Here is a 24267-nt window from a genome sequence, read left to right on the forward strand (position 1 = left end):
CGGGAGGCGCTGCCGGTTTAGGCAGCTCATTGATGGCCGCACCAAATCGCTGGAGTAACGGGCCCTCCGGCAATTCATCGGCGGCAACCGTGGTCGACATGAGCAACGTCAACAACGCCGTGCTGTATCCCTTAAACACTTTCAACACTTGACCCTTTGAGCGAACTGACTGAGTAGCCCGAGCTCAGCCTTCGCTGCACCCGAACAAGCAAACACTGCCCGCCCGACGGCCTGACGCCGGGTGATCGTTCGTGCGTCATGGCCGGGCGGGTAGCCGATTCTGAGCGAAACCGTTCGGCTGTGCACTTATTGAACTGTTATTGAACTGTAAATCCGCACGTCAACGGCAGCCGCTGTCGCGGCAAGCACCGTTATCGGCGTGCCACCGGCGAGCAATCACCGCGATCGGTTATGGCGGGCAGCACACGATTCAAGTTCGATATAAAACTCACCGCACCCACCTTATAAAGTCCCATAAAGCGGCGCTCGCTCATGCGCGCGCTACAACAGTTGGGCAGTTTTCAACCTGCAGTTGGGCCGGCGTCTTAATTACGCGAAACATTAGCATTAACATCTGTAACCGCAGCCGTACTATATCGAGCTTAGATAGCTCTATTTAACGCTTCCAGCGGCTTGCTTTAATAGCGCTATAAACCTTACCCTCGCGCCCCAATAAAGTCTAACTACTACCGTGCAAGCGGTGTTTTCGCACGGCGAGACGAGTCTCCATTTCAACTAGAGAAACAACACATGAACCATGAACAGTTCTCTGACGAACCTGAAGACGAAGGTTATAGTCAGCTCGAGCGTGCAGCGGCCGCCTCCCGGTGCACCTGGGTCAGCGTCATCGTCAATACCGTGCTCTCGCTCACCCAGATTGCAGTAGGCGTACTGTCAAAATCCCAGGGGCTTGTAGCCGATGGGATTCATTCACTCTCCGACTTGATCGCTGATTTTGTGGTGCTGTTCGCCAGCCATAAAGGTAAAGAGGATGCCGACGACGGTCACCCGTATGGGCACCTGCGTTTCGAGACCGCAGCCTCCATGGTGTTGGGCCTGTTACTGTTGATCGTGGGCATCGGCATGATCGTCTCCGCAGTGTTCAAGCTGCAAACCCCTGAGTCGATTCCTACGGTGCACGTTGCGGCCTTATGGGTGGCTGTTGCTGCGCTGGCGGCCAAGGAGCTGTTGTTTCGCTTCATGCTCAGGGTCGCCAAAAAAGTGAAGTCCAGCTTGCTGGTTGCCAATGCCTGGCACGCCAGGTCCGACGCCGCGTCCTCCTTGGTTGTCGGTGTTGGCATCGTGGGTAACCTGGCGGGTTACCCGATCCTTGACCCCATTGCTGCGCTTGTCGTCGGAGGCATGATCGCCAAGATGGGTGGGCACTTTACCTGGGACTCATTGCACGACCTGATGGACCGGTCTGCCGACGAGCAGGAAGTAGCAACTATTCGCGCGACGCTGCACAACACACCCGGCATTAAAGGTGTCCATGATCTACGCACGCGAAAAATGGGGGATATGATCATTGTCGACGCGCATATCGAAGTGGACGCCTCAATCAGCGTTGAAGAAGGGCATGCGATTGCAGTGTGTGCCAGAGAACACGTGATGCGTATCCCTCGCGTTTTGAACCTGATGACGCACGTGGACCCGTGGCGGCGTCCAGATCTTGATCATTAACCGGGCAAACCGATTGCCGCATAGATTATCAACAGTAGCGGCGGGTAACCCTTCACACTTCATTAAGACGCGTTAAGTTGCCCAACCAAACTTAAGCCCGGGAACCGATCTCAATTATTTTTATTCATGCGTCCGTCGATCAAAACACCTAAACATTAAAAAACCTCGCCGATAGTATGAACTCACACTGCAACTTCTTAAGGGGATCAACATGACATCGGCCATCACGGGTACGACCCACCTCACACCCGGCCAACCGGCAGCCATCAAGCCTCAAGTTCGCCCAGCCGTGCAGGCAGACAGCGACGGCGATCATGACGGCAGCACGCCAGGTGAAGTCGAACAACCCAAAGCGACCTCGGGATCGATAGGTACGCAAGTCAACACGACGGCCTGACCGTCAGCAGAAATGGACGCGGGGACTAATCCCCCTGCGCCTTTGAAGAATTTGCATCAGGGCCTGCCGCGGTAGAGAACGTATCGCCACGCAGCGCCGCAGCCGGTGCACTGAAAGCAGCTCTCGCCTGCTCACGCTGAGAAAGCCTGTCATTTTCAGGAACGTGAATGACCGTCTTCATCCCCGTATGCTAGCTGGCTAACGCCATCCAAGCGGCGCCCTGCAGAACCCGCGAACGTCAGACAACCGAAGCGAAATACCCAGCATAAAACCCTGAGTTTACTGGCCTTAACCTGAAATAAAGCTATACCTAAATTGCACTCAATCAGGGGAACATCATGCTGTGCCTTAGGTTACTTTTCTTCACTAGCCCGAAATTCCGCTCCTTTGTCAGAATTGATCAAAACGGCGTCTGCTCAGGGCTCATTCGATGCCAACAATCGCCTGGCGAATCATGGGTGGAAGTCGATGAATTCTGCTTGAGTTGGCTCGGCAAACCGCTACCGGGCCACGCCTGTCAAACAAAGCGCGCTGCATGGGTCTGATGAAGACCGACGTCGCGTGACGTTCAACGTAAGGTCTAGATGCACTAGCGCAAGATGATCCATTGAAGCGCGTCCTCAACCGATTGGCCGACGCCACCGGGCGTGACGTTGTGCCCCAGCTCGGGATAGAGCCGGTATGCAAATGCCTGGCCCTTGGCACTCATTGCGTCCAACCGCTCCATCGCCAGGAACGCCGGTGTTTGCAGGTCCTTGCCACCCAGCAGCCAGAGCCCTGGAATCGAAACCCGGGCAAGCGAGTCGCGGGGGTCCGTGTCGGCAAACGCGTAGCGGTCAGGGTCTTCAGCGATATGCGTGCGTACGTCGGTTTCGCTGTGGTTATTCCAGAAGTCCGCTTTGCCCTGCGTCAGGAACTGAAACCGCAGTTGCTCACGCGTTGTGAGCAGGGGCCCGCTGAACAACACCATGAAGCGCACGCCGGGGTTGTGTGCTGCCGCGATGGGAATGATCCAGCCAGCCTGGCTGAAACCGACCAGCCCAACCGGCAACCGACTGGCCGCCAGCGTGCTGGCTAAGGCCGCGACGGCTGCGTTCGCATCACCCGCCAACACCGTCAGGTTCGACGCATCCAGGTTGTTGGTGCCGACCTCCGGGCCTGCATAAACACCGGCAGATTGGCCGACACCCCGCTTGTCATAGGTCAACACCGCGATACCCCGCGCGGCCAATAGCGTCGCGAAGTTTGTCATGCGTTTTTCCTGCCCGGAACCGTCCACCAGGACCACGCCGGCCTTAGGATGCTCAGGCAAGAAGACCGTGCCGGCCAGTGAAATACCGGCACTGGTGAAGGTAATGTCCTGTGTTGCAAAACCAGTCGGTTCAGCCAGGGTCAAACGGGGCAACAGCACACACAGCCCAAGTAAAACACCCATGGATAGGCGCATGATTCAATCCTGAAAGGGGAACAGCCGAGTAGCGGTGGTGCTACGTTGCCATTACCCGGTTGCGATCTCGTGACGCGAGTCGTTCATAAACGCACCCGATCGAGGATTAAACGCCTATAACTGATGTGCCATCGCACAACCGTGCAAACACCCACCTATCGGAGCATCACGATGAACCCGACTAAAACCGCGCTGGTGTTAATTGAGTTCCAAAACGATTTCACCACCCCGGGCGGCGTCTTCCACGACGCCGTCAAGGGTGTCATGCACCAAACCGACATGCTGGCGAACACCGCTACCACGATCCAACAGGCACGCAAGCTGGGTGTGAAGATCATTCACATGCCGATCCAATTTGCCGAGGGCTACCCCGAGCTGACGAACCGCTCTTACGGGATTCTCAAAGGCGTGGCAGACGGCAGCGCCTTTCGCGCAGGCAGCTGGGGCGCCGAGATCAGCGCCGCGCTGCCCCGTGAGCCCGCCGACATCGTGGTAGAGGGCAAACGCGGGCTGGACGCCTTTGCCACCACCGGCCTGGACCTGGTGTTGCGCAACAATGGCATCCAGAACCTGGTGGTTGCGGGCTTCCTGACCAACTGCTGTGTCGAAGGCACGGTTCGATCCGGTTATGAAAAGGGCTACGACGTCGTCACGTTGACCGACTGCACCGCGACCTTCAGTGAGGAGCAACAACACGCTGCCGAGCACTTCACCCTGCCGATGTTTTCGCAGACGCTGAAACACACCGCGTTTCTGCACGCGTTGAACGCCATCCCGTCCTGAAATAGCGTTACGGCGGCCTCAGCCCAACGCCCGATGCAACGCATCGGGCGTTTTGTATGGCGTCGACGAGTCAATACGTGTGTTCAGCACCTACAGCATCGGCGAATGACTGACCACCCGCAGCGCCAGCCCTTCGTAGGCATCCAGCGTGATGGTGAAATCCCCCTCGGCGGTGAGATCGCCTTCAACCCGCTCATTGATGATGTCCACCACTGGCCCCGGCGCGATGTTCGGCAGGTGCAGGGTTTCAGTGATCGGTGTGGCGCCGAAGTTAAGCGCGGTGATTTGCGTGCCCTTCCCGGCCGGCAACTCGTGAACCATGATCAGCAAACCAGGATGCTCGACATCCGGCACCAGAATCTGGCGGCTGGCTGCGATCCCGTAGGCATTGCGCACCGCGAGGATTTTCTGCAGCTGTGCGGCAAATGACTCCGGGTCCTGCAATTGGCGGTTGAGGCTGCCGTACAAGGTTTTCGAACGCGGCATTTGCCCTGCGGACAGCTCGGCATCCGGGTTCAGGTCCACCAGGTCATAGGCGCCTCGATGGATCCAGCGGGTGTCCCCATCGCCCATCAAGTGCGCCACCTCATCGGCCGCCAGTGGCAACGCGCCCACCAGGTCCCAGCCGGACAAGGCAAACACCCCCGGCTGCATGGCGTTGTACATCACCAACAGCAAATGGATCTGGCGGATCTGCTGGATGTCGGCCGGCGTAATCGCCTCCAGATCACGAATGCCAAGGGCGGCGGTGATAATGCTGGCGGTGGTGCAGGACACGCCGTTGGTCACGAATTTGAGGTTATACGGCGCATGGTCACCGGCCAGGCGCTCATACATCTGTTCGCGAATATGCTCGCGCAGGATGTTGCCGGGGAACGTCTGACCTTGATAGAGGTAGCTGTCGTGGGCGTGCAAGGTCCAGAAATGCACGAGTTCCAGGGTCAGCTCATCGTGATTCTGCAACGCATGGATGAGTGAACCGGGATCGATTCCCTGGCTGTGCATCTCACGCAACATCAGGCGCAGAAACTCGGTGTCGCCCATCAGCAACGCATGCTGGTAAGCCGGCCGCGTGATGAAGTCATAGGAAAGATCGGCGCCGCCGTGAGACATGGCCGCGATGTCGTCTACGGTCAGGTTCAGCTCTTGAAAGCTGAACCCGCCCGCCTTACGGATCGCCCCGCCCAACAACTGGTTGCCGGTAATAGACAGCGGATGGCTCTCGGACCAGGCGGTGCCATCCAACTTGCGCTCCACGCCGAGGAAACCATTGGCATCGAGGCGCAGGATCTTGGCGCCCATCACATCAATGGCATGCAGGGCATCGCCGATGATCATCTGCTGCGCCGCAAACGAAGGGTCCAGCCAGTTCAGTGACGGCTGGCCTTCCTTGAAGTAATGCAGGTACACCCAGCGGCGCGGCTTGCCATCCACGCCGACGACCACCGGTGTTGCGCTCCAGTCGGTTTCCTTTACACCGGGTTCGAAGAAAATCACCCGCTGTAACTGGCCAACGATGTAATGCTTGTCGCGCAGCGCATCCACCTGCAGCGGGCTGAGGTTCTGCGCATCACGGCCCTGCGCCACTTCAGGTAGCAGCGGCCAGTCCTCTTCGCGGATTTCCACCATGTGGTACAGGCCGGGATAGTCCTCGTACGCCATCTCGGCCAGGCGAAAATCGGCGCCCTTGCCGGTATGGGAGGGAATCACGTCGTCAATGATCACCGCATTATGCGCGGCAGCCATGCGCGTCAGCGCCTGCAACTGTGCTTCGGTGCCGAGTTGCGGGTCGATGTCGAAACTGATGCGGTCGAAATTACCGTCGATGGTCGGCGTATGCCGGGTGCCGGAAAGCCCACCGGACTTTTTCAGCGGGCCATTGTGAATGCCCTGGATGCCGATCTTCGACAGCGCATGCCACAGGCTCTCATCGCCGAGCGCCTCGAGCACCGTGCCGTGCTCACGGGTCACAATCGACGCCGGGTACGCGGTAAACCACACCGACGACAACGCGGTGGCATCACGGGGCCGGGTCTGCGCATACGGCTGCTGCCACAACCGCCCCTGCCCCGAATAGAGCTTGGCCCGTTGACGCGCCGCGTTGAGCATCGATTGTTGCACCAGCCAGTTCACATGATCGTTGTCAGCCGCCGTCATAAGCCCAATACCTGTGTTCGTGAAAAGGTTACTCGTAAGCATAGGAGGGGCGACGGGGGCGATTCGTTGCATCGCAATACGTGCAACTACTCCAGCTGGCGATATTGCCTTGGCGTAAACCCGGTCAACGCCTTGAACTGGCGGGTAAATGCACTGTGGTCGGTGTACCCGCATTGCAACGCCACTTCGGTGATGGGCAGGTCGGTGTGCAGTAACCGATGCGCATGCTCCAGGCGCACTTTTTGGATCATCTGCCGTGGCGTCAGGTGGAACACCCGTTTGCAATAGCGTTCCAGCTGCGCCACGGAAATCCCGGCGATCCGCGTCAGTTCGCCAAGGGTGACGCGCCGGTTGAAATGCTCACGGATGTGCTCATCCACGGCCGCCAGACGCTGGTACGCCGGGTGCGTTTCACTGGCTGACTGAAGGTCCACCGAAATACCCGCCAAGCCAATGATCTCCCCGCGCTGGTTGTACAGCGGCCATTTATGGGTCAGGCACCAGCCGGGTTCACGGCTGCCGTAAAGATGCAGTTCCAGCTGATCTTCAAGCACAAACCCTTGCTCCAGCACGCGCCGATCCTGCTCGGTATAACCCGGACCCAGTTGAGCGGGGAACACCTCGGCGCTGGTCTTGCCGAGCAATGGTTGCAGTTGCTTGAGGCCACAGCGTTGCACCAGCGTCCGGTTGGCGAGCAGGTAGCGGGCGTCGATGTCCTTGATGAAGATCGCGGCATTGGGGATCACATCCAGCAGCGGCAACAGCTGCGCCGCTCCGGCCAATAGCTGTTCGATGCTGTGGGGACGAGCCCCCTGGAATAGGGCCGTAAACGCGCTCTGCACCATGACGTTGATTGCTCATTCATTCGTCGACGCCAGGCAGATTGCGCCATCTGCGCGGCACTGTCGAGCACCGCAAAGTGTGCTGAATTCGTCATCCATCGCCATGCAAAACATCAATCGCCGCCGCGTTCGTGGGTTCACGATAGCGCCACTGCATGCCTATCCAATAACTCACAAGAAGGCGCCGCCATGTCTGCTCAAGGCAAGTTCAAGAAACAACTTTCACTGATGGACCTCACCTTTATCGGGCTGGGCGCCATCTTCGGTTCGGGCTGGTTGTTCGCGGCCAGCCACGTGTCCGCGATCGCCGGGCCTGCCGGGATTATTTCCTGGCTGATCGGCGGTTTCGCCGTGCTGCTCTTGGGTATTGTGTACTGCGAACTCGGCGCCGCCCTGCCGCGTGCCGGTGGCGTGGTGCGTTACCCGGTTTACTCCCATGGCCCACTGCTGGGCTACCTGATGGGCTTTATCACGCTGATCGCGTTCTCAAGCCTGGTGGCGATTGAAGTGGTCGCCTCGCGCCAATACGCAGCGGCCTGGTTTCCCGAACTGACCAAGGTCGGCTCCAACGACCCGACCCCCCTCGGCTGGCTGCTGCAGTTCGCCCTGCTGTGCCTGTTTTTTATCCTCAACTACCGCAGCGTAAAGACCTTCGCCATCGCCAATAACCTGGTGAGCGTATTCAAGTTCATCGTGCCGCTGCTGGTGATCGGCGTGCTCTTCACCTTCTTCAAACCGGCGAACTTTCAGGTCCAGGGTTTTGCGCCATTCGGCTTGTCGGGCATTGAAATGGCGGTATCGGCCGGCGGTGTGATTTTTGCCTACCTGGGCCTGACGCCGATCATCTCGGTGGCCAGTGAAGTGAAAAACCCGCAACGCACCATTCCGATTGCGCTGATTCTGTCGGTGCTGCTTTCGACGGCCATTTATGTGCTGCTGCAAACCGCGTTCCTTGGGGGCGTGCCAACCGCGATGCTCGCCGACGGTTGGGCCGGGATCAGCAAGGAGCTGGCGCTGCCCTATCGCGATATTGCGCTGGCTCTGGGCGTGGGTTGGTTGGCCTATCTGGTGGTGGCCGATGCTGTGATCTCCCCCAGCGGCTGCGGCAATATCTACATGAACGCCACCCCGCGTGTGGTGTACGGCTGGGCGCAGACCGGCACGTTCTTCAAGCTCTTCACGCGTATCGACGAAAAATCCGGCATCCCGCGCCCAGCGTTGTGGCTGACCTTTAGCCTGTCGGTGTTCTGGACCCTGCCGTTCCCGTCCTGGGAAGCGCTGATCAATGTGGTGTCCGCAGCGCTGATCCTCAGTTACGCCGTCGCCCCGGTCACCGTCGCTGCGTTGCGCCGCAATGCACCGGGTATGGCGCGGCCGTTCCGGGTCAAGGGCATGGCGGTACTGGGGCCGCTGTCGTTCATCATCGCCGCGTTGATCGTGTACTGGTCCGGCTGGAGCACCGTGTCGTGGCTGCTCGGCCTGCAAATCCTGATGTTTGGGGTGTACCTGCTGTGCGCGCGCTGGGTGCCGACTGCGCACCTGAACCTCAAGCAACAAGTGCGCGCCTCGGCGTGGCTGATCGGCTTCTACGCGGTGACCATCCTGCTGTCCAAACTCGGCAGCTTCGGCGGTATCGGGGCGATCAGCCACCCGTTTGACACGCTGGTGGTCGCGGTCTGTGCCCTGGGTATCTATTACTGGGGCGCCGCCACCGGCGTGCCTGCGCACCTCGTGCGCCTGGAACACGAAGATGACGAAAGCGAAGCCGTCAGCGACCTTCATCACCACGCCTCATTGTCCCCGGCCACCCACTGATTGGAGCGTTTTATGAAACGGTTGCACGTTATCGACTCCCACACCGGCGGCGAACCCACACGCCTGGTCATGACCGGTTTTCCTCAGCTCACGGGCACCACCATCGCCGCCAAGCTCGACCACCTGCGCAGCGCGCACGATCAATGGCGGCGCGCCTGCCTGCTGGAACCGCGCGGCAATGACGTACTGGTCGGCGCACTGTACTGCGAGCCCATCACGCCGGGGGCTACATGCGGGGTGATCTTTTTCAATAACGCCGGTTACCTCGGCATGTGCGGCCACGGCACCCTCGGCCTGGTCGCCTCCCTGCACCACCTGGGGCACATCGCGCCTGGGGTGCACACCATCGACACGCCGGTGGGTCCCGTCGCCGCCACCTTGCACGAAGACGGCGCCGTGACCCTGCGCAATGTGCCCGCCTACCGCTATCGCCAGCAGGTGCCGGTGGACGTGCCTGGCCATGGGCGGGTGTATGGCGATATCGCCTGGGGCGGCAACTGGTTTTTCCTGGTCTCGGAGCATGGCCAAACCCTGCAAATGGACAATGTCGACGCCCTCACCGACTACACCTGGGCGATGCTCAAGGCCCTGGAGCACCAAGGCATTCACGGTGCAGACGGCGCGCTGATCGACCATATCGAACTGTTCGCCGACGACGCCCATGCCGACAGCCGCAACTTTGTGATGTGCCCCGGCAAGGCCTACGACCGTTCGCCGTGCGGCACCGGCACCAGCGCCAAACTGGCGTGCCTGGCCGCCGATGGAAAACTCGCCCCCGGCGCGCCGTGGGTACAAGCCAGCATCACCGGCAGCCAATTCGAAGCCCGTTATGAATGGGAGGGCGAGCGCATTCGCCCCTTCATCACCGGCCGCGCGTACATGACCGCCGACAGCACCCTGCTGATCGACGAACACGACCCTTTCGCCTGGGGCATCTGAGCCCCCGATCTATAGTCCAAGGAGTTAGCACAATGAGCGACAACATCTTTACCGGCTGCATCCCCGCGCTGATGACCCCGTGCACCGCCGAGCGCAAGCCGGACTTCGACGCGCTGGTCGCCAAAGGCCGCGAGCTGGTCGATATCGGCATGAGCGCCGTGGTGTATTGCGGTTCCATGGGGGACTGGCCGTTGCTGACCGAGGCCGAGCGCCAGGAAGGTGTGGCCCGCCTGGTCGCCGCCGGTGTGCCGACCATCGTCGGCACCGGCGCGGTGAACAGCCGTGAGGCGGTGGCCCACGCAGCCCATGCGGCCCACGTCGGTGCCCATGGTTTGATGGTGATCCCGCGCGTGCTGTCCCGTGGTGCGTCTGCAACGGCGCAAAAAGCGCACTTCTCGGCCATCCTCAAGGCCGCGCCCAACCTGCCGGCGGTGATCTACAACAGCCCATACTACGGCTTCGCCACCCGCGCTGAGCTGTTCTTCGAACTGCGCCGCGAACACCCGAACCTGATCGGCTTCAAGGAATTCGGCGGCGGTGCCGACCTACGCTACGCGGCGGAAAACATCACCTCCCAGGACGCTAACGTGACCCTGATGGTCGGTGTCGACACCCAAGTGGTACACGGTTTCGTCAACTGCAACGCCACCGGTGCGATTACCGGCATCGGCAACGCTCTGCCTCGGGAAGTGCTGCAACTGGTCGCCCTGAGCAAGCAGGCGGCCAAAGGCGACGCCAAGGCCCGACGCCTGGCGCGTGAACTGGAAGCCGCGCTGGCCGTGCTGTCGTCCTTCGATGAAGGCTGCGATCTGGTGCTGTATTACAAGCACTTGATGGTGCTTAACGGCGACCAGGGCTACGCCCTGCACTTCAACCAAACCGACATGCTCAGCGACGCCCAGCGGCATTACGCCGAGAACCAGTACACGCTGTTCCGTCAGTGGTACAGCAACTGGTCGGCCGAACAGAACCTCGACTGATCGCTTCGCGCCGCTGTGGTGCGCACAGCGGCCAACCCTTTTTTACCAGGACGACCCCATGATTCTGACGGGCAAGATGCTGATCGGTCAGCGCGCAGTTTCCGGCAATCGCGATGCGATCCGGGCCATCAACCCTGCGACCGGCACGCCAATGGAACCGGCCTACGCCGGCGGCCATGGCGAGCACGTTGAGCAGGCGTGCGCGCTGGCGTGGGCCGCTTTCGACAGCTACCGAGAAACCTCACTGGCGGAGCGCGCCGCGTTTCTTGAAGCGATTGCGGACAACATTGAAGCCCTCGGCGATGCGTTGATCGAACGCGCCGTGGCCGAAACCGGCCTGCCGCGCCCACGCATTCAAGGCGAACGCGGCCGGACGTGCGGGCAGTTGCGAACCTTTGCCCGCACTGTGCGCGCGGGTGAATGGCTGGATGTGCGCGTGGACACGGCGCAGCCGCAACGGCAGCCGCTGCCGCGTGCGGACCTGCGTCAACGGCAGATCGCGCTGGGGCCCGTGGCCGTGTTTGGCGCGAGTAATTTCCCGCTGGCGTTCTCGGTGGCGGGCGGTGATACCGCGTCAGCATTCGCAGCCGGTTGCCCGGTGATCGTCAAGGCCCACGGCGCGCATCCCGGCACCAGTGAGCTGGTCGGCCGCGCAGTGGCCAAGGCGGTTAAAGACTGTGGGTTGCCGCAAGGTGTGTTTTCGCTGCTGTACGGTTCGGGTCGCGAGGTGGGCATTGCATTGGTCACCGAGCCGCGTATCAAGGCCGTCGGCTTTACCGGTTCGCGCAGCGGCGGTATCGCGCTGACCCAGGCGGCACAGGCGCGGCCGGAGCCGATTCCGGTGTATGCGGAAATGAGTTCGATCAACCCGGTGTACCTGTTTCCTGCCGCCCTGGAGGCGCGCGCGCAACGCCTGGCCGAGGGCTTTGTGGCTTCGTTGACCCAAGGCGCCGGGCAGTTCTGTACGAACCCGGGGCTGGTGATCGCGATCGCCGGCGCGGCCCTTGATCGCTTCGTCGCCACCGTGAGCGAACGGCTCCCGGGCTGCGCGGCGCAGACCATGCTCACACCCGGCATTTTCAATGCCTACACAGCCGGTGTGCGTGCACTCGCAGAACACGCTCAGGTCGTCGCAAAAGGCTTGGCGGCCGAAGGCCCTAACCAAGGCCAGGCACAGGTGTTCATCACCCGCGCCGACGCGTTTTTAACCCATGCGCCGCTGCAAGCGGAGGTGTTCGGCGCGGCCTCCCTGGTGGTGGTGTGCGCCGACGATGCGCAAGTTCGCCAGGTTTGCGAACACCTGGAAGGCCAACTGACCGCCACGTTGCACTTGGATGAGGATGACCTGATACGCGCCAAAGCCTTGCTCCCCGTGCTGGAACGCAAGGCCGGTCGCCTGCTGGTCAACGGCTGGCCGACGGGCGTGGAGGTCTGCGACGCCATCGTCCACGGTGGCCCCTTCCCTGCCACATCCGACTCACGCAGCACCTCGGTCGGCACGGCGGCGATCCTGCGGTTCCTGCGCCCGGTGTGCTACCAGGATGTCCCGGACAGTTTGCTGCCGAGCGCGCTGCAACACGGCAACCCGCTGTTGTTGCGGCGGTTGCTCAATGGCCAGAGAGAGGCTTAGGCAATGCCTCACTCCAACTCAGCAGATATCGCGGTCATCGGCGCCGGCATCATTGGCGTCGCGTGCGCCCTGCAATTGGCGCGTCAAGGCCGCCGAGTGGTGGTCATCGACCCACAGGACCCGGGCATGGGCGCCTCCTACGGCAACGCCGGGCACCTGGCCACCGAGCAGGTCTTTCCGATTGCCGACGTGTCGATTCTCAAACGCCTGCCCGCCATGCTGATGGACCCCATGGGCCCATTGCGCCTGGACTGGAAATACCTGCCCCGTGCCCTGCCCTGGTTTGTGCGCCTGTTGCTGAACCTGCGCCCGGCGAACTATCGGCGCACGGTCGCGGGCATTCGCGCGCTGAATGAGCCCAGCCTGGGCGCGTGGCAACGGTTGCTGCACAGCATCGACCGGGCCCACCTGTTGCGCCAGGACGGCTCGTTACTGGTGTTTGAGCGCGCCGCCTCCCGTGAGGCGCTCGATGCGCTGCGCCAGCGCATGCAGCAGCAAAACGTGCCGGTGGCTGACTGGTCGGGTTCGGCTGTGCGCGCGGCGGCGCCGCAGTTGAGCGACGAGATCCAAGGCGGCTTGTTTTTCCCGGCGACCGGGCATTTTGTTGACCCGTACACGGTGGTGTGCGAACTGGTGAACGCCGCCAAGGCCCACGGCGTGCAATTTATCAAGCAGCACGTGGTGGATGGGCGGCTGGCGCCAGAGGGTGTGTCACTGCTGACCGAACAGGGCACGTTCACTGCACGCCAGGTACTGATCGCCTGCGGCGCGCACTCGGCGAAACTGACTGCGGCACTGACCGGCAAAAAAGTCCCGCTGGACACCGAGCGCGGCTACCACCTGATGTTGCCGTTTGAGCCGCACCGCCTGCCCTTTGCCGTCACCTCGTTCGAACGCAAGTTCATCATGACGCCCATGGCCACCGGCTTGCGCCTGGCAGGCACCGTCGAATTCGCCGGGCTCGATCGCCCGGCAAATATGCAACGCGCATGGCAGTTGCACCGGCTGAGCAAGGGATTGTTTCGCCACGACCTTAACGTGCAAGGCGCCACACCGTGGATGGGGTTTCGGCCATCGCTGCCTGACTCGCTGCCGGTCATTGATCGGGTGTGCAATGGCAAGGTGCTGCTTGCGTTCGGGCACCAGCATTTGGGCTTGACGCAGGCCGCAGTGACCGCGGAAATCGTCGTGCAGCTGGCAGCCGCAACGCCATCGCTATCGGGCCTGCCAGCGCTTGAGTGCTTCCGGTTGGATCGCTTCCAGGCCAACCTGCTGCGTGAGGCGTTTTAGTCACGGGCTTGGGATGCGCCCAATAGAGCATCGGCCGTCGCTTGAATCTCATCGCGCATCCACAGCTTTCCAGCCAGCCCGCCGGGATACCTTGAACGCCATAATAAGCGCCCGCCAACTGGCCGACGATGGCCGCCGTGGTATCTGCATCATCCCCCAGGTTCGCGGCCGCGAGCACGGCATCCGCAAAGCACTCGGTGTGCTGAAAACACCAGAACGCGGCTTCCAGGAGCGCTGATCCAGGCACCCGGTTATACCACTCGACTGACCGCCTCCTCCGGGGGTTGAGCGCGGCCTTTGCAAAGAATCAGATAAGTCCTGCGCGGTCTGTAGGAACGACCTCCCAGGATGCTTGCCAGTTGCAGACATCCCGCCAGCACACAGGCGCCGCGCGAAAGCGCCGGGCCGATCGCGCTCTGCGCCGGCGGCATGTCCCCCCACCCAGATGGCTGACTAAACATCAGGTGACGATTCTGACGGCCCCAACCCAAAAAGTAGCTGATAAAACCTACGCATTCATTGTGTACGAGACCGCTGTCTTGAAAAATAAGTCTTCACCTGCTTCATCCAACTGGTGCTGGGTTGGCAAGCTGACACCTCCTTTTACATTGCTGACCTCCTTGCCTCGCCAGGCCTTGATCGCTTCTTTTCTCGCGCGAATCGTCGGCCCTCTGGTGTTGGTGATAGCGCCTGCAGGGTTTGGCAAAACGACGCTGTTGATGCAGTGGCGACAAGTCCTGCTGTCAGCCTCAACACCTTCGACCGTCGCTTGGCTGTCATTGGATGAGGCGGACTGCGACCCTAATCGTTTCCTCGCCTATCTGATCCTGACGCTGGACCACGCAGGCCTCGATCTGGGCCACCTTACAGGCCTTGCCCATGCACAGGCGCTGGAAGCCCAACCGCAGCGCACGATAACGGCGTTGCTCCACGCACTGGCGCGTTCAGACCGAAAGGTCACGTTGTTCCTGGACGATTATCACGCGGTGGCAAACCCTCAACTCGACGCCATCGTGCAGGCCTTGCTGGAACAGGCTTCGCCGTGGCTCGAATGGGTTGTGTCCGCACGCCAGCGGCCCGTCTGGCCGCTGGCGAAGTGGAAAGCCAACGGCTGGGTGCACGAAGTATCCGCCCACGCGTTGACGCTCACCCCCTCGGAAACCGCAGCCATACTGGGCGCCGATATACCGGCCGCCGAACTGCACGACTTGCACGAGAGAACCGAAGGTTGGGCGATGGCCGTGCAATTGGCCAAATTGTGGCGCAGCAGTGGTGATGCATCGTTGTATGGCCTGCATGCTTTTTCGGGGCGTGTCACCGACATGGCCGAGTATTTCACGGGGCAGGTGGTACAGCGCCTGTCACCGCAGTGCCAGGATTTTCTGCGGGACATGGCGTTGCTCGAGCGCTTCAACGCCGAACTCGCCGACGCGGTACGTGGCCGCAGCGACAGTGCGCAGTTGCTGGCGCAGTTGACACACCTGGACGCCCTGCTCGTCCCCTTGGATGCCGGTCGCCAGTGGTTTCGTCATCACCGATTACTCCAGGACTTCCTCAATCAACGTATCGATGCGGGCGCAGCACGTAACATTTATAACGCCGCCGCCCAATGGCTGGCTGAAGAAAAGGACTGGGTACAGGCCATACGCTATGCGTCGCGTGCCCGTAACACCCGTCTCGCGGTTGACCTGCTGGTGCAGGCCGGCGGATGGGAGGTGGTGCTGCACAACGGCATTCGTTACGCAGAAAGCCTGCGTCAGCAATTCGATGAAAAGACGCTGCGCACCGAACCGGACCTGTTGCTGCTCCAGGCGTACTTGCACGCCAAGCTCGGCGAACACGCCCTCGCCAATCAATTGCTCGATTTGATCCGCGACCGGGTCCAGGCAGATCGACGGCTTGCGCGAGACTTTCATGTGGTACGCACGCTGGCCGATGGCTATATCGATCGATTCGATTTGCCAAGCTGCGAAAGCGCTCCAGGCGACACTATGCTCACCGCCGGTACCCTGGAATGCGCGCGTGCCTTGCAGACCCTCAAGCAGGGTCAACTGTTGCTGTCCCTGCAAGTGATTCGCTCGGCGCACCTCAAGATGCGTGTGGTCGGCAGCTCACGCGGTGAGAGTTACTGTCGCATCCACGAGGCCCAAGTCCTCGCCTTGACAGGCGATATCGCCGGGTCCGCACAGGTCGTCGACATCGCGGTGGCTATCGCCGACAGCCAGTTCGGCAGCGAGAGCTCTGTCAGAGCAGTGGCGGGCTGCCTCAAGGCGCAGCAGCTGTATTGGCAAGGTGCCTGGGCCGAATCCACACCCTGGGTTCGCGACGGTTGGGCCTCGCTCAAACAGACCGACGCCTGGCTGGATATCACGGCCGTCACCGCGGAGGTTGCCTGGCGCACTTCGCTGCGCAATCTTGGACTGCAACCGGCGTTACTCGAACTTGCGCAGGTGGCCGAACTCGCCACTGCGCGCAACTGGCCGCGGTTGACACGGCTGGTTAACGCCTGGCGAGTCGACCTTCTGGTGCAAGGCGGCGCGTTGACGCAGGCGCGGCAGGAGGCGCTGGCCAATCACCTGGAACGCGCGGCAAAGAGCCCTGATGACTGGCGCAACCATGAGGCCGCAACGTTGGCACTGGCCAGGTTACAGTTCGCGACGGGGGCATCGGCTGACGCACTCAATCACCTGCAGCGCGGCGCGCAACGCCTGCAAGAACGCGGCTTGCAGTTGCCCGCCTGGCGCCTGCAACTGCTCGCGCTGGCCGCCCAGGGCAAGGGCCGTCCACCCGAGCAAAACGCGATCCTGGCCTCGATACCCGCCCTGGCACTGCCCGGCCTGCTGCTGGAAGCAGGGCCTTGCATACTGACGGCGCTGGAAGCCTGTGCCAATACCGCCCACAACCAGCACGCGATCATCACGCGCCTGCGCGGGTGGCGCGCCCACCCGGTGCGTTCGCGCATGTCCTTCAGCGCCAAGGAAACACAGATTCTCACCTTGCTCGCCCAAGGCCAATCGAACAAAGCCATAGCCCTGGCGATGGATATTTCTGAAAACACCGTGAAGTTCCATCTCAAGCATGTGTTTACCAAGCTGTGTGTCGACAGCCGCACCGCCGCCATGGCTGCAGCGTTGCGTCTTGGGCTGCTTGACGCGCCTCACTGATCCACCAACCTACCCAGGCGGGTAGTCGATGCGCCCCAAACCTCGTCACCTACCCGCCCTGCTCATAGCCTGCGCCGCGCAGCGCGCCCTAGCATGCCTCAACACCAGCGAAAGGCTCTCGCCTGGCGCCCCTCACAACGTAAGTACAGCAGGAGATGCCCTGTGGGTATGGACGGCAAAACAGTGCGTGTGGCCACCGACGTCGGCGGTACTTTTACCGACCTCGTGTATTTCGAAAACAACCCGGCCACCGGCGAACAAACGATTCGTACGGCCAAAGTCGACACCACGCCACCGAACTTCGCTCTAGGCGTGCTCAATGTCATCCGCAAGGCTGACGTGGATTTGGCGGCCGTAGACTTCCTGGCGCACGGCACCACTGTGGTAATTAATGCCCTGACCGAACGCCGGGGCGTCAAGACAGGATTAATAACCACCCACGGCTTTCGCGATGTGCTGGAGATCGCCCGTGCCAATCGCCCGGATTACTTCAACCTGAAATGGGTAAAGCCAGCCCCCTTCGTACCGCGCTATTTGCGCCGCGAAATAACCGGACGCTTGCATACCAATGGTCAGGAGCGGCAACCGCTTGAACTGGCGCAAGTCGCCGCAATCATTGAAGCGTTCCGCGCCGACGACGTACAGGCGATTGCGATTTGCCTGCTGCACGCCTATGCCAATCCGGCCCATGAACAGGCCGTACTGAATGAAGTGCGCAGGCTCTGGCCAGACGTGTCCGTCGTCGCGTCCCATCAGATCACCCGGGAATGGCGTGAGTATGAGCGCTCCAGCACGACCGTGCTGTCCGCCTATGTCCAGCCCATCGCCGCACGCTATCTTGACGAGTTGGCCAGCGGTTTGCGCGACAGCGGCTACAAGGCCCCGTTGTACATCATGCAGTCGAACTGTGGCATCGACAGTGTGGAGCATGCGCGGGAAACGCCGATCACCATGGTCGAATCGGGGCCAGCCAGTGGCTTTTGGGCGGCTGCCGAGTTGGGACGGCTGATTGACGAACCGAACGTGCTGGGCCTCGACATTGGTGGTACCACAGCCAAATGTGCACTGATTCGCAACGGCCAAGTGTCGATCAAGACCGACTACTGGATTGAACGTAACCGGATCAACGCGGGTTACCCGATCATGGTACCCGTAGTGGACCTGGTGGAAATCGGCAACGGCGGCGGTTCGGTCGCCTGGGTGGACGACTTCGACAAACTGCATGTTGGCCCGCATTCCGCCGGCGCCGTGCCGGGGCCTGCCGCCTACGGCAACGGCGGCACACAGATCACCACCACCGATGCCAACCTGATGCTCGGGCGCATCAACCCGGATTACTTTTGTGGCGGCAACGTGGTGGCCGACCTGCCTGCCGTTGTGCGTGAACTGGACGCCCTTGGCCAACGCCTGCACTTGCCGCCGGATGAGATCGCACGCGGCGTCGTGCGCTTGGCCAACGACAACATGGTCAATGCGTTGAAGCTGGTGTCTTTGAGCCGCGGGCATGACCCGCGTGAGCTGACATTGATGGCATTCGGCGGCGGTGGCGCCATGCATGCCGTTGCACTCGCGCAAGAGTTGGGTGTGCGAAAGGTCATCGTCCCCCGCAATGCTTCGGTGTTCTCGGCTTGGGGCATGACCCTCTCGGACTTGCGACGCGACCTGTTTATCAACCGCTTTGTGCAGACCGCCCACCACGGCGAACGCCAGCAGGCTCAATTGTTTCTCGAAGAGTTGTCGGGGGCCGCCCGCGAACAGTTCGTCGCGCAAGCCATCCCCCCTCAGCACGTCGAAATCCAGATGCATTGCAAGTTGCGCTATCAAAACCAGGAGCACGCGGTCGAAGTACCGCTCGACCCGCACGAACGCATCGACACCGACTGGGCCGTGATCGAACAACGCTTTCACACGCTCTATGAGCAGCACTACACCTACGCCCTACAAGCCCCGGTGGAAATCATCGGCTTTCACCTGGTGGCCATCGCTCAAGTCGGCAAATTGGCGCCCCAGGCGCTGCCCGTCACCGGGCGCCTGATCGGTGATGCCTGCAAGGGCCAGCGACGCGTCGACTACGCCCAGGAAGGTATTCATGAGGCAAGCCTCTATGACTACGCCCTGCTTGAACCATTGATGACATTTTTCGGTCCGGCCATTGTCGAGGACGCAGGCACAACCGTGGTGGTACACCCCGGCAACCGCGTGCAGGTGGATCGTCTTGGCAACCTGCACATCATGATCAACGGCTGACGGAGTATTCACCATGCACACCCTCGATATCTTTACGCGCGACATCATCCAGAACTCGCTTCAGGCGATTGCCGACGAGATGTTCACCGCCATGCGCAAGGCTGCCATGAGCCCGGTGATCTACGAAGTGCTGGACATGGGCACAGGCATCACCGACGCGCACGGTGAGATCGCCAGTTCCGGCGCAGGCATTCCAGCCTTTGTCGGCGTGCTGGACAAAGCCGTGAAAAAAATTCGCCAGCATCATCCGTTGCCGCAGGATATTGAAGAGGGTGATGTGTTCATCAGCAACGACCCTCACGATGGTGCAGTGACTCATCTGAACGACGTGGTATTGGCCATGCCGGTGTTTGCCGACGGCCTACTGGTTGCCTGGACCGCGAACATTGCGCACTGGAACGATGTGGGCGGCCGAGTACCTGGGTCGTTATCGACGGATGCCACGGATATCTTTCAGGAGGGCCTGCGCCTGGGCTCGGTAAAGCTGATCAGCAAGGGCCAACCAATCCGTTCGGTGTTGCAGATATTGCGGGCCAACACCCGTATGCCGGACTTCATGGAAGGTGACCTTTGGGCCGGGGTCGCCGCCGTACGCGGTGGCGCCGCACGGCTGCGCGAGCTCACCGAAAAATACGGCACCGTGCTGTTTTTGCTGGCGATGAAAGACTTCATGGATTTGGGCGAAAAGATGTCGCTCAAAGCCCTGGCAACATTGCCTGCCGGGCAACTGAACCTTGAAGAGCTGCAAGACGACGGCAGCCTGTTCAAGGTTCGGATTGATATCCGCAGCACTGAGTTGGTGATCGACCTGCGGGACAACCCGGACCAGTGCCTGGGGCCGACCAACCTGAGTCGCGACGGCGCGGTGGTCGCCGCACAAATGGCGTTCAAGGCCTTGACCACGCCGCAAGGCATCACCAATGGCGGTACTTTTCGACCCCTGCGGGTACTGACTCGCCCAGGCTCGTTATTCGACGCCATGCCGCCTGCCGCAGAGGGCTTTTACTTCGAGAACCTGATTCGGGTGCACGACCTGATCCTGTGCTGTCTGGCCCAGCAGTTTCCCGATCGTTTGCCCGCCGGCAATTTCGCTTCCGTGTGCGCCACAATCATCGGCGGCGTGCACCCGGACACCGGCCGCGTGTTTACCCTGGTGGAGCCGGAAATCGGTGGCTGGGGCGCAGAACCCGGGCGCGATGGCAACAATGCGGTTTACTCCGGTTTGCATGGTGAGACCTACAACTGCCCCGTTGAAGTCTGTGAGGCGCGTTATGGGCTGTATGTAGAGCGCATGGCGCTGAATGACGAACCCGGCGGGCACGGCCAGTTCCGCGGTGGCCGCGGCGTGTGCATTGACTACCGGATTCGTGCCGATGACAGCTTCATGACCTGCGGCTACACCCGTTCGGTCATCCCGCCCTGGGGCCTGGACCAAGGTGGCGAAGGCACGCCCAATTATGTCGAAGTCATCCGCAAAGACGGTCAACACGAGCGTTACTGCATGGCCAGCGGCATTGCATTGAATGCCGGAGACCTGGTCAGAGTTCGCACCGGCGCAGGCGGCGGGTATGGCCCTGCCAGCCGGCGCGACCCGCACGCCGTTCGCGAGGACCTGAAAAATGGCTATATCGACGCTGCGACCGCCCGCTCGGTTTACGGCCTGACACTTTAGCCCCGGGGCGCCTCGAACCCACCTGACGCGCGGCTTGAAAACAACAACAAAAAAGAGAGCACAACCATGAAACCGCAACACTCATCGCGTTTATGGGTAGCGCCCGCGCTTGCCCTAATTTTGGGATTCACACCCTCGGCACAGGGCGATCAGTTCATTGGATTCGCCCAGCCGGGAATACCCGGAAAGTGGGCATTGGAATCTTTCCCCGTGTTCAATCGCACCAAGGATGGCGACGTGCGAGCGGGCAGTAATACGGTCCTGGCGTACTTCTCCGAAACCGGCTTGACCGGAACGCAGCGCGATCAGGTGCAGTTCTGGGTAGGCGCCGATGCGGGTTACACCGGCGCTAATGGCACACGCAGTAATGGTTCGTGGGGCGTCGCCTCCCCCAACCTGGGCCTGGCCTATTACTACAACGTGCTAGAACCCACCAGCCCGTATGGCTCCGACGACTTCACCACGTTCTGGGTCAACCCAACCCTTTCGCTGGAGTTTCCCAACGGCAACGATGAAGGCACGGGATATGGCGCCTTCGCCAACCGCTACGGTGCCAGCTTCAGCGTCGCCAACTACCTGCGTGTAGGGCGTTTCGCTGCCACATTCACGCCGGTCGGCATCCATTACGCCGCGCGCAATCGTCACGCTACCGACCTTGGCGACGGTGCCCCCACGCGGCTTCAAGGGGGTGTCAGCTGGTGGTTCGCAAACGTTGCGGCCGGGTATCTGGTGACCGACGACTTATGGCTCGGTGTGCATCACGCCTATCACATCAACAACCGTACGGCCTCGGACTTCAAGGAATCGCGCCAAGGCAAAATCGGCCCGGCGATGACCTACACAGGTTTCAGCAAACAGGGCTTCTTCCTGTCGACCAACCTGAACGTCGATTACTACCACAGCGACAACCTGCCCCATTCCAATAGCTTGACCATGGCGCTGGTTAAATTTTTCTAGCGCCACTCACTCGCCTATGAGGAATACCGTATGGACAGCACTCCCCCCACTCTTGCGCCCCACGACATGCCGGTCATCGTACGCTGGCTCAACCCCATCGGGTGCCCGACCTTCGACGCGCCTATCGCCGAGCTGCTGCACAGCATCAAACAACCCTCCACCGAAGTTGAGGTCGTGTCGTTCGACATGGCCTCAAGCCCCACCCACCTGGAATACCGCGCCTACGAGGCTCTCACCTATGAACGCACCGTGCGCGTTGCCCGCGATTGTGCACAGTCGGGCGTGGATGCATTGGTGCTGGGCTGCTTTTACGACCCGGCATTGGCCGATGCCCGCGAACTGTCCGGTAAGACCCTGGTCGTGGGGCCCTGCCAGGCCAGCCTGCAAGTGGCGGCGCACCTGGCGAATCGGTACTCGATCATTGTCGGGCGTACCAAATGGATTGAGCAGATGCGCAGCCTCGTCCAAAGCTACGGTGCCGGCGACAGATTGGCGTCCATGCGACCGCTGGGCATGGGCGTGGATGAGTTCCAGCTCGACCACGCGGTGACGCGCCGCAAGATCATCGAACAAGCCCGGCGCGCCGTCGAAGATGACGGCGCCGAGGCCATTATCCTGGGCTGCACCATCGAATTCGGCTTTTTTGAGGAGGTGCAGCGGGAGGTCGGCGTACCGGTGATTGACCCGGTAGTGGCGGCATTCAAAGTGGCCGAAGCCATGGCCGGAATGAAACGCAGGTTTGGCTGGCGCCCGAGCCGCGTGGGCAGCTGTGAGCCGCCACCCGAGGCCGAAATCAAACGATTCGGCTTGTTCCAGGGCCCCGCCCCCATCGGCAATCGCGTCAAAGCCTGACCACAAAAAGGATAGCCACTATGAGTGAGATTCCCTCGACGCCACACACTACAGCGGCGCTCAATCGCAACGTGGGTGATGTGTTCAGAGACGTTCCGCTAACCCGTAACCACCTGCGGTGTTGCCTGGTGTTGTTCCTGGTATTTGCGATTGAAGCGTGGGAGATGATGATCATCGTCTACACCGCGCCGCTGATTGCTGCGGATTTTTCCCTGGATGCACTCGCACTGGGCCATCTGATCGGCGCGATGTTCATCGGCATGCTGCTGGGGGCGTTGGCCTGGGGCAAGCTGGCCGAACACATCGGTCGCAAACGCGCGATTATCTGGAGCCTTGGCAGCTATGGGGTGATCTCGTTGGCCAGCGCGTTTGCACCGGACTATTCGAGCTTGTATGCCCTGCGATTGCTCTCCGGAGTTGCGGCCGTGGGCATGATAGTGGTGACATTTGCGCATTTTCAGGAGCTGCTGCCGGTACGCCATCGCGGCGCGTTGACGGTGTATCTCGCCTCGGGCTGGCCGATCGGAATGTTATTGGCCCTGGGCGCCACGGTATGGCTGATGCCATATGGTTGGCGCGCCGTTATCGTCTTGAGTTCGCTGGGCGGGTTATGGGCGATTGCCGTAGCGCGCTGGGTACCAGAGTCGCCTTACTGGCTGGCGTCAGTCGGGCGCCAGGAAGATGCCAAGGCAACAATTTATACATTGAGCCAAGGCTCGATGCTTATACCCGAGGGGTGCGAGCTGCAGGTCGATCGGACAACATCCGGGCGTCAACGCGACATGTTCACGGGCGCACTGCTCAAGGTCAGCCTGCTGCAAATAACCGTTAACTTTACATTTTCGTGGGGTTACTGGGGCCTGCAAACATGGCTGCCGACGCTGCTCCAGCAACGCGGCCTGAGCCTGCCGCAAAGCTACGGTTTTATTGCGCTGTCGGCGCTGTGCATGATTCCGGGGTACATGGCGGCGGCTTATTTGACCGCGCGGCTGGGGCGTAAAAAAGTCATCCTGAGTTTCATTGGCGCAGCGGTGCTCGCCGGGTACGGATTCGCCAACGCCCATAGCCTGGAAATGCTCTACCTGAGCAACTTCGCCCTGGCCTTTTTCAGCCTCGGTGCCTGGGGTGTATGGGGTACCTGGATTGGCGAACTGTACCCGACGGCCCTGCGCACAGCGGGCTATGGCTGTGCCATCTTCGCCCAGCGCGTGGCGAACGTGCTGGCACCCTCGCTGATCGGTGCACTGATCGCCTATGGCTCCTCGTTCAACCTGACCGCCACCATCATCAATGCGTTCCTGCTGGTCACGATGTTGCTCGCCGCGTTGATTCCCGAAACGGAAGGCGAGGCATTGCGTTAAAGCCCCCTGGCTTCACCGTCGAATCCGACTGATCCAAGCGCACGCTACTGG

Annotated in this window: 17 protein-coding genes and 1 pseudogene; 14 read left to right on the forward strand and 4 right to left on the reverse strand. The window is 61.1% G+C overall.

Annotation, left to right across the window (positions count from 1 at the left end; all coding sequences use genetic code 11):
* Window positions 1-750 precede the first annotated feature (750 nt).
* Entirely contained in the window at window positions 751-1683 is a 933-nt protein-coding gene (locus JFT85_RS02505) for a cation diffusion facilitator family transporter (RefSeq protein WP_053255922.1), read from the forward strand.
* 211 nt (window positions 1684-1894) lie between these two features.
* Window positions 1895-2080, forward strand: coding sequence for a hypothetical protein (locus tag JFT85_RS02510; RefSeq protein ID WP_104814072.1), 186 nt, complete (start codon window positions 1895-1897; stop codon window positions 2078-2080).
* A 589-nt stretch (window positions 2081-2669) separates the two neighbouring features.
* On the opposite strand, the gene JFT85_RS02515 is transcribed toward JFT85_RS02510, so the two are convergent.
* Window positions 2670-3527, reverse strand: a complete 858-nt coding sequence (locus JFT85_RS02515; protein WP_201229098.1) for an alpha/beta hydrolase family protein — start codon at window positions 3525-3527, stop codon at window positions 2670-2672.
* Window positions 3528-3698: 171 nt separating this feature from the next.
* Here JFT85_RS02515 and JFT85_RS02520 point away from each other — a divergent pair, with 171 nt between their 5' ends.
* Window positions 3699-4310, forward strand: coding sequence for a cysteine hydrolase family protein (locus JFT85_RS02520; RefSeq protein WP_053255920.1), 612 nt, complete (start codon window positions 3699-3701; stop codon window positions 4308-4310).
* Window positions 4311-4400: 90 nt separating this feature from the next.
* Here the strand turns inward: JFT85_RS02520 and treS are convergent, their stop codons facing one another.
* Window positions 4401-6467: a maltose alpha-D-glucosyltransferase gene (gene treS / locus JFT85_RS02525; protein WP_053255919.1), complete on the reverse strand. Its 2067-nt coding sequence runs from the start codon at window positions 6465-6467 to the stop codon at window positions 4401-4403.
* A gap of 86 nt (window positions 6468-6553) precedes the next feature.
* A complete protein-coding gene (locus JFT85_RS02530; protein WP_053255918.1) occupies window positions 6554-7312 on the reverse strand; it encodes an AraC family transcriptional regulator in 759 nt (252 codons plus the stop codon).
* Between the two features lie 186 nt (window positions 7313-7498).
* On the opposite strand from JFT85_RS02530, the gene JFT85_RS02535 reads away from it, so the two are divergent.
* The 5 genes from JFT85_RS02535 to JFT85_RS02555 are packed head-to-tail and all read left to right on the forward strand — an operon-like array spanning window position 7499 to window position 13963.
* Window positions 7499-9124 carry an APC family permease gene (locus JFT85_RS02535; RefSeq protein WP_201229101.1) on the forward strand — a complete coding sequence of 542 codons (1626 nt, stop codon included), beginning with the start codon at window positions 7499-7501 and terminating at the stop codon, window positions 9122-9124.
* 12 nt (window positions 9125-9136) lie between these two features.
* The gene (locus tag JFT85_RS02540; protein ID WP_069551903.1) at window positions 9137-10063 is read left to right on the forward strand and encodes a 4-hydroxyproline epimerase; all 927 of its coding nucleotides are present in this window, start codon (window positions 9137-9139) and stop codon (window positions 10061-10063) included.
* 32 nt (window positions 10064-10095) lie between these two features.
* On the forward strand, window positions 10096-11043 hold the full coding sequence (locus JFT85_RS02545) for a dihydrodipicolinate synthase family protein (protein WP_201229103.1): 948 nt from the start codon (window positions 10096-10098) through the stop codon (window positions 11041-11043).
* 58 nt (window positions 11044-11101) lie between these two features.
* Window positions 11102-12673 carry an aldehyde dehydrogenase (NADP(+)) gene (locus JFT85_RS02550; protein WP_201229106.1) on the forward strand — a complete coding sequence of 524 codons (1572 nt, stop codon included), beginning with the start codon at window positions 11102-11104 and terminating at the stop codon, window positions 12671-12673.
* A 3-nt stretch (window positions 12674-12676) separates the two neighbouring features.
* Window positions 12677-13963, forward strand: coding sequence for an NAD(P)/FAD-dependent oxidoreductase (locus tag JFT85_RS02555; protein WP_201229108.1), 1287 nt, complete (start codon window positions 12677-12679; stop codon window positions 13961-13963).
* On the opposite strand, the pseudogene JFT85_RS02560 reads toward JFT85_RS02555, so the two are convergent.
* Window positions 13960-14192 (reverse strand): annotated as a pseudogene (locus JFT85_RS02560) (ADP-ribosylglycohydrolase family protein); the annotation flags it as partial. The gene JFT85_RS02555 and the pseudogene JFT85_RS02560 sit on opposite strands and share 4 nt — an antisense overlap.
* Window positions 14193-14682: 490 nt before the next feature.
* Between JFT85_RS02560 and JFT85_RS02565 the strand changes: the two are divergent.
* The 6 genes from JFT85_RS02565 (at window position 14683) to JFT85_RS02590 (ending at window position 24216) form a co-directional block, all read left to right on the forward strand.
* Window positions 14683-17127 (forward strand): LuxR C-terminal-related transcriptional regulator, encoded by a 2445-nt coding sequence (locus JFT85_RS02565; protein WP_242486514.1) that lies wholly within the window; start codon window positions 14683-14685, stop codon window positions 17125-17127.
* A gap of 168 nt (window positions 17128-17295) precedes the next feature.
* Window positions 17296-19374 (forward strand): hydantoinase/oxoprolinase family protein, encoded by a 2079-nt coding sequence (locus tag JFT85_RS02570; RefSeq protein ID WP_053255911.1) that lies wholly within the window; start codon window positions 17296-17298, stop codon window positions 19372-19374.
* A 13-nt stretch (window positions 19375-19387) separates the two neighbouring features.
* Entirely contained in the window at window positions 19388-21046 is a 1659-nt protein-coding gene (locus tag JFT85_RS02575; RefSeq protein WP_187601945.1) for a hydantoinase B/oxoprolinase family protein, read from the forward strand.
* A gap of 195 nt (window positions 21047-21241) precedes the next feature.
* The gene (locus JFT85_RS02580; protein ID WP_232005419.1) at window positions 21242-22003 is read left to right on the forward strand and encodes a hypothetical protein; all 762 of its coding nucleotides are present in this window, start codon (window positions 21242-21244) and stop codon (window positions 22001-22003) included.
* 30 nt (window positions 22004-22033) lie between these two features.
* Window positions 22034-22855 carry an aspartate/glutamate racemase family protein gene (locus JFT85_RS02585; protein ID WP_201229110.1) on the forward strand — a complete coding sequence of 274 codons (822 nt, stop codon included), beginning with the start codon at window positions 22034-22036 and terminating at the stop codon, window positions 22853-22855.
* A 20-nt stretch (window positions 22856-22875) separates the two neighbouring features.
* Window positions 22876-24216 carry an MFS transporter gene (locus tag JFT85_RS02590; protein WP_201229112.1) on the forward strand — a complete coding sequence of 447 codons (1341 nt, stop codon included), beginning with the start codon at window positions 22876-22878 and terminating at the stop codon, window positions 24214-24216.
* Window positions 24217-24267 lie beyond the last annotated feature (51 nt).

Origin of the sequence: Pseudomonas sp. TH04 (genome assembly GCF_016651355.1) — a bacterium.
In the GTDB taxonomy this organism is placed as follows: domain Bacteria; phylum Pseudomonadota; class Gammaproteobacteria; order Pseudomonadales; family Pseudomonadaceae; genus Aquipseudomonas; species Aquipseudomonas fluorescens.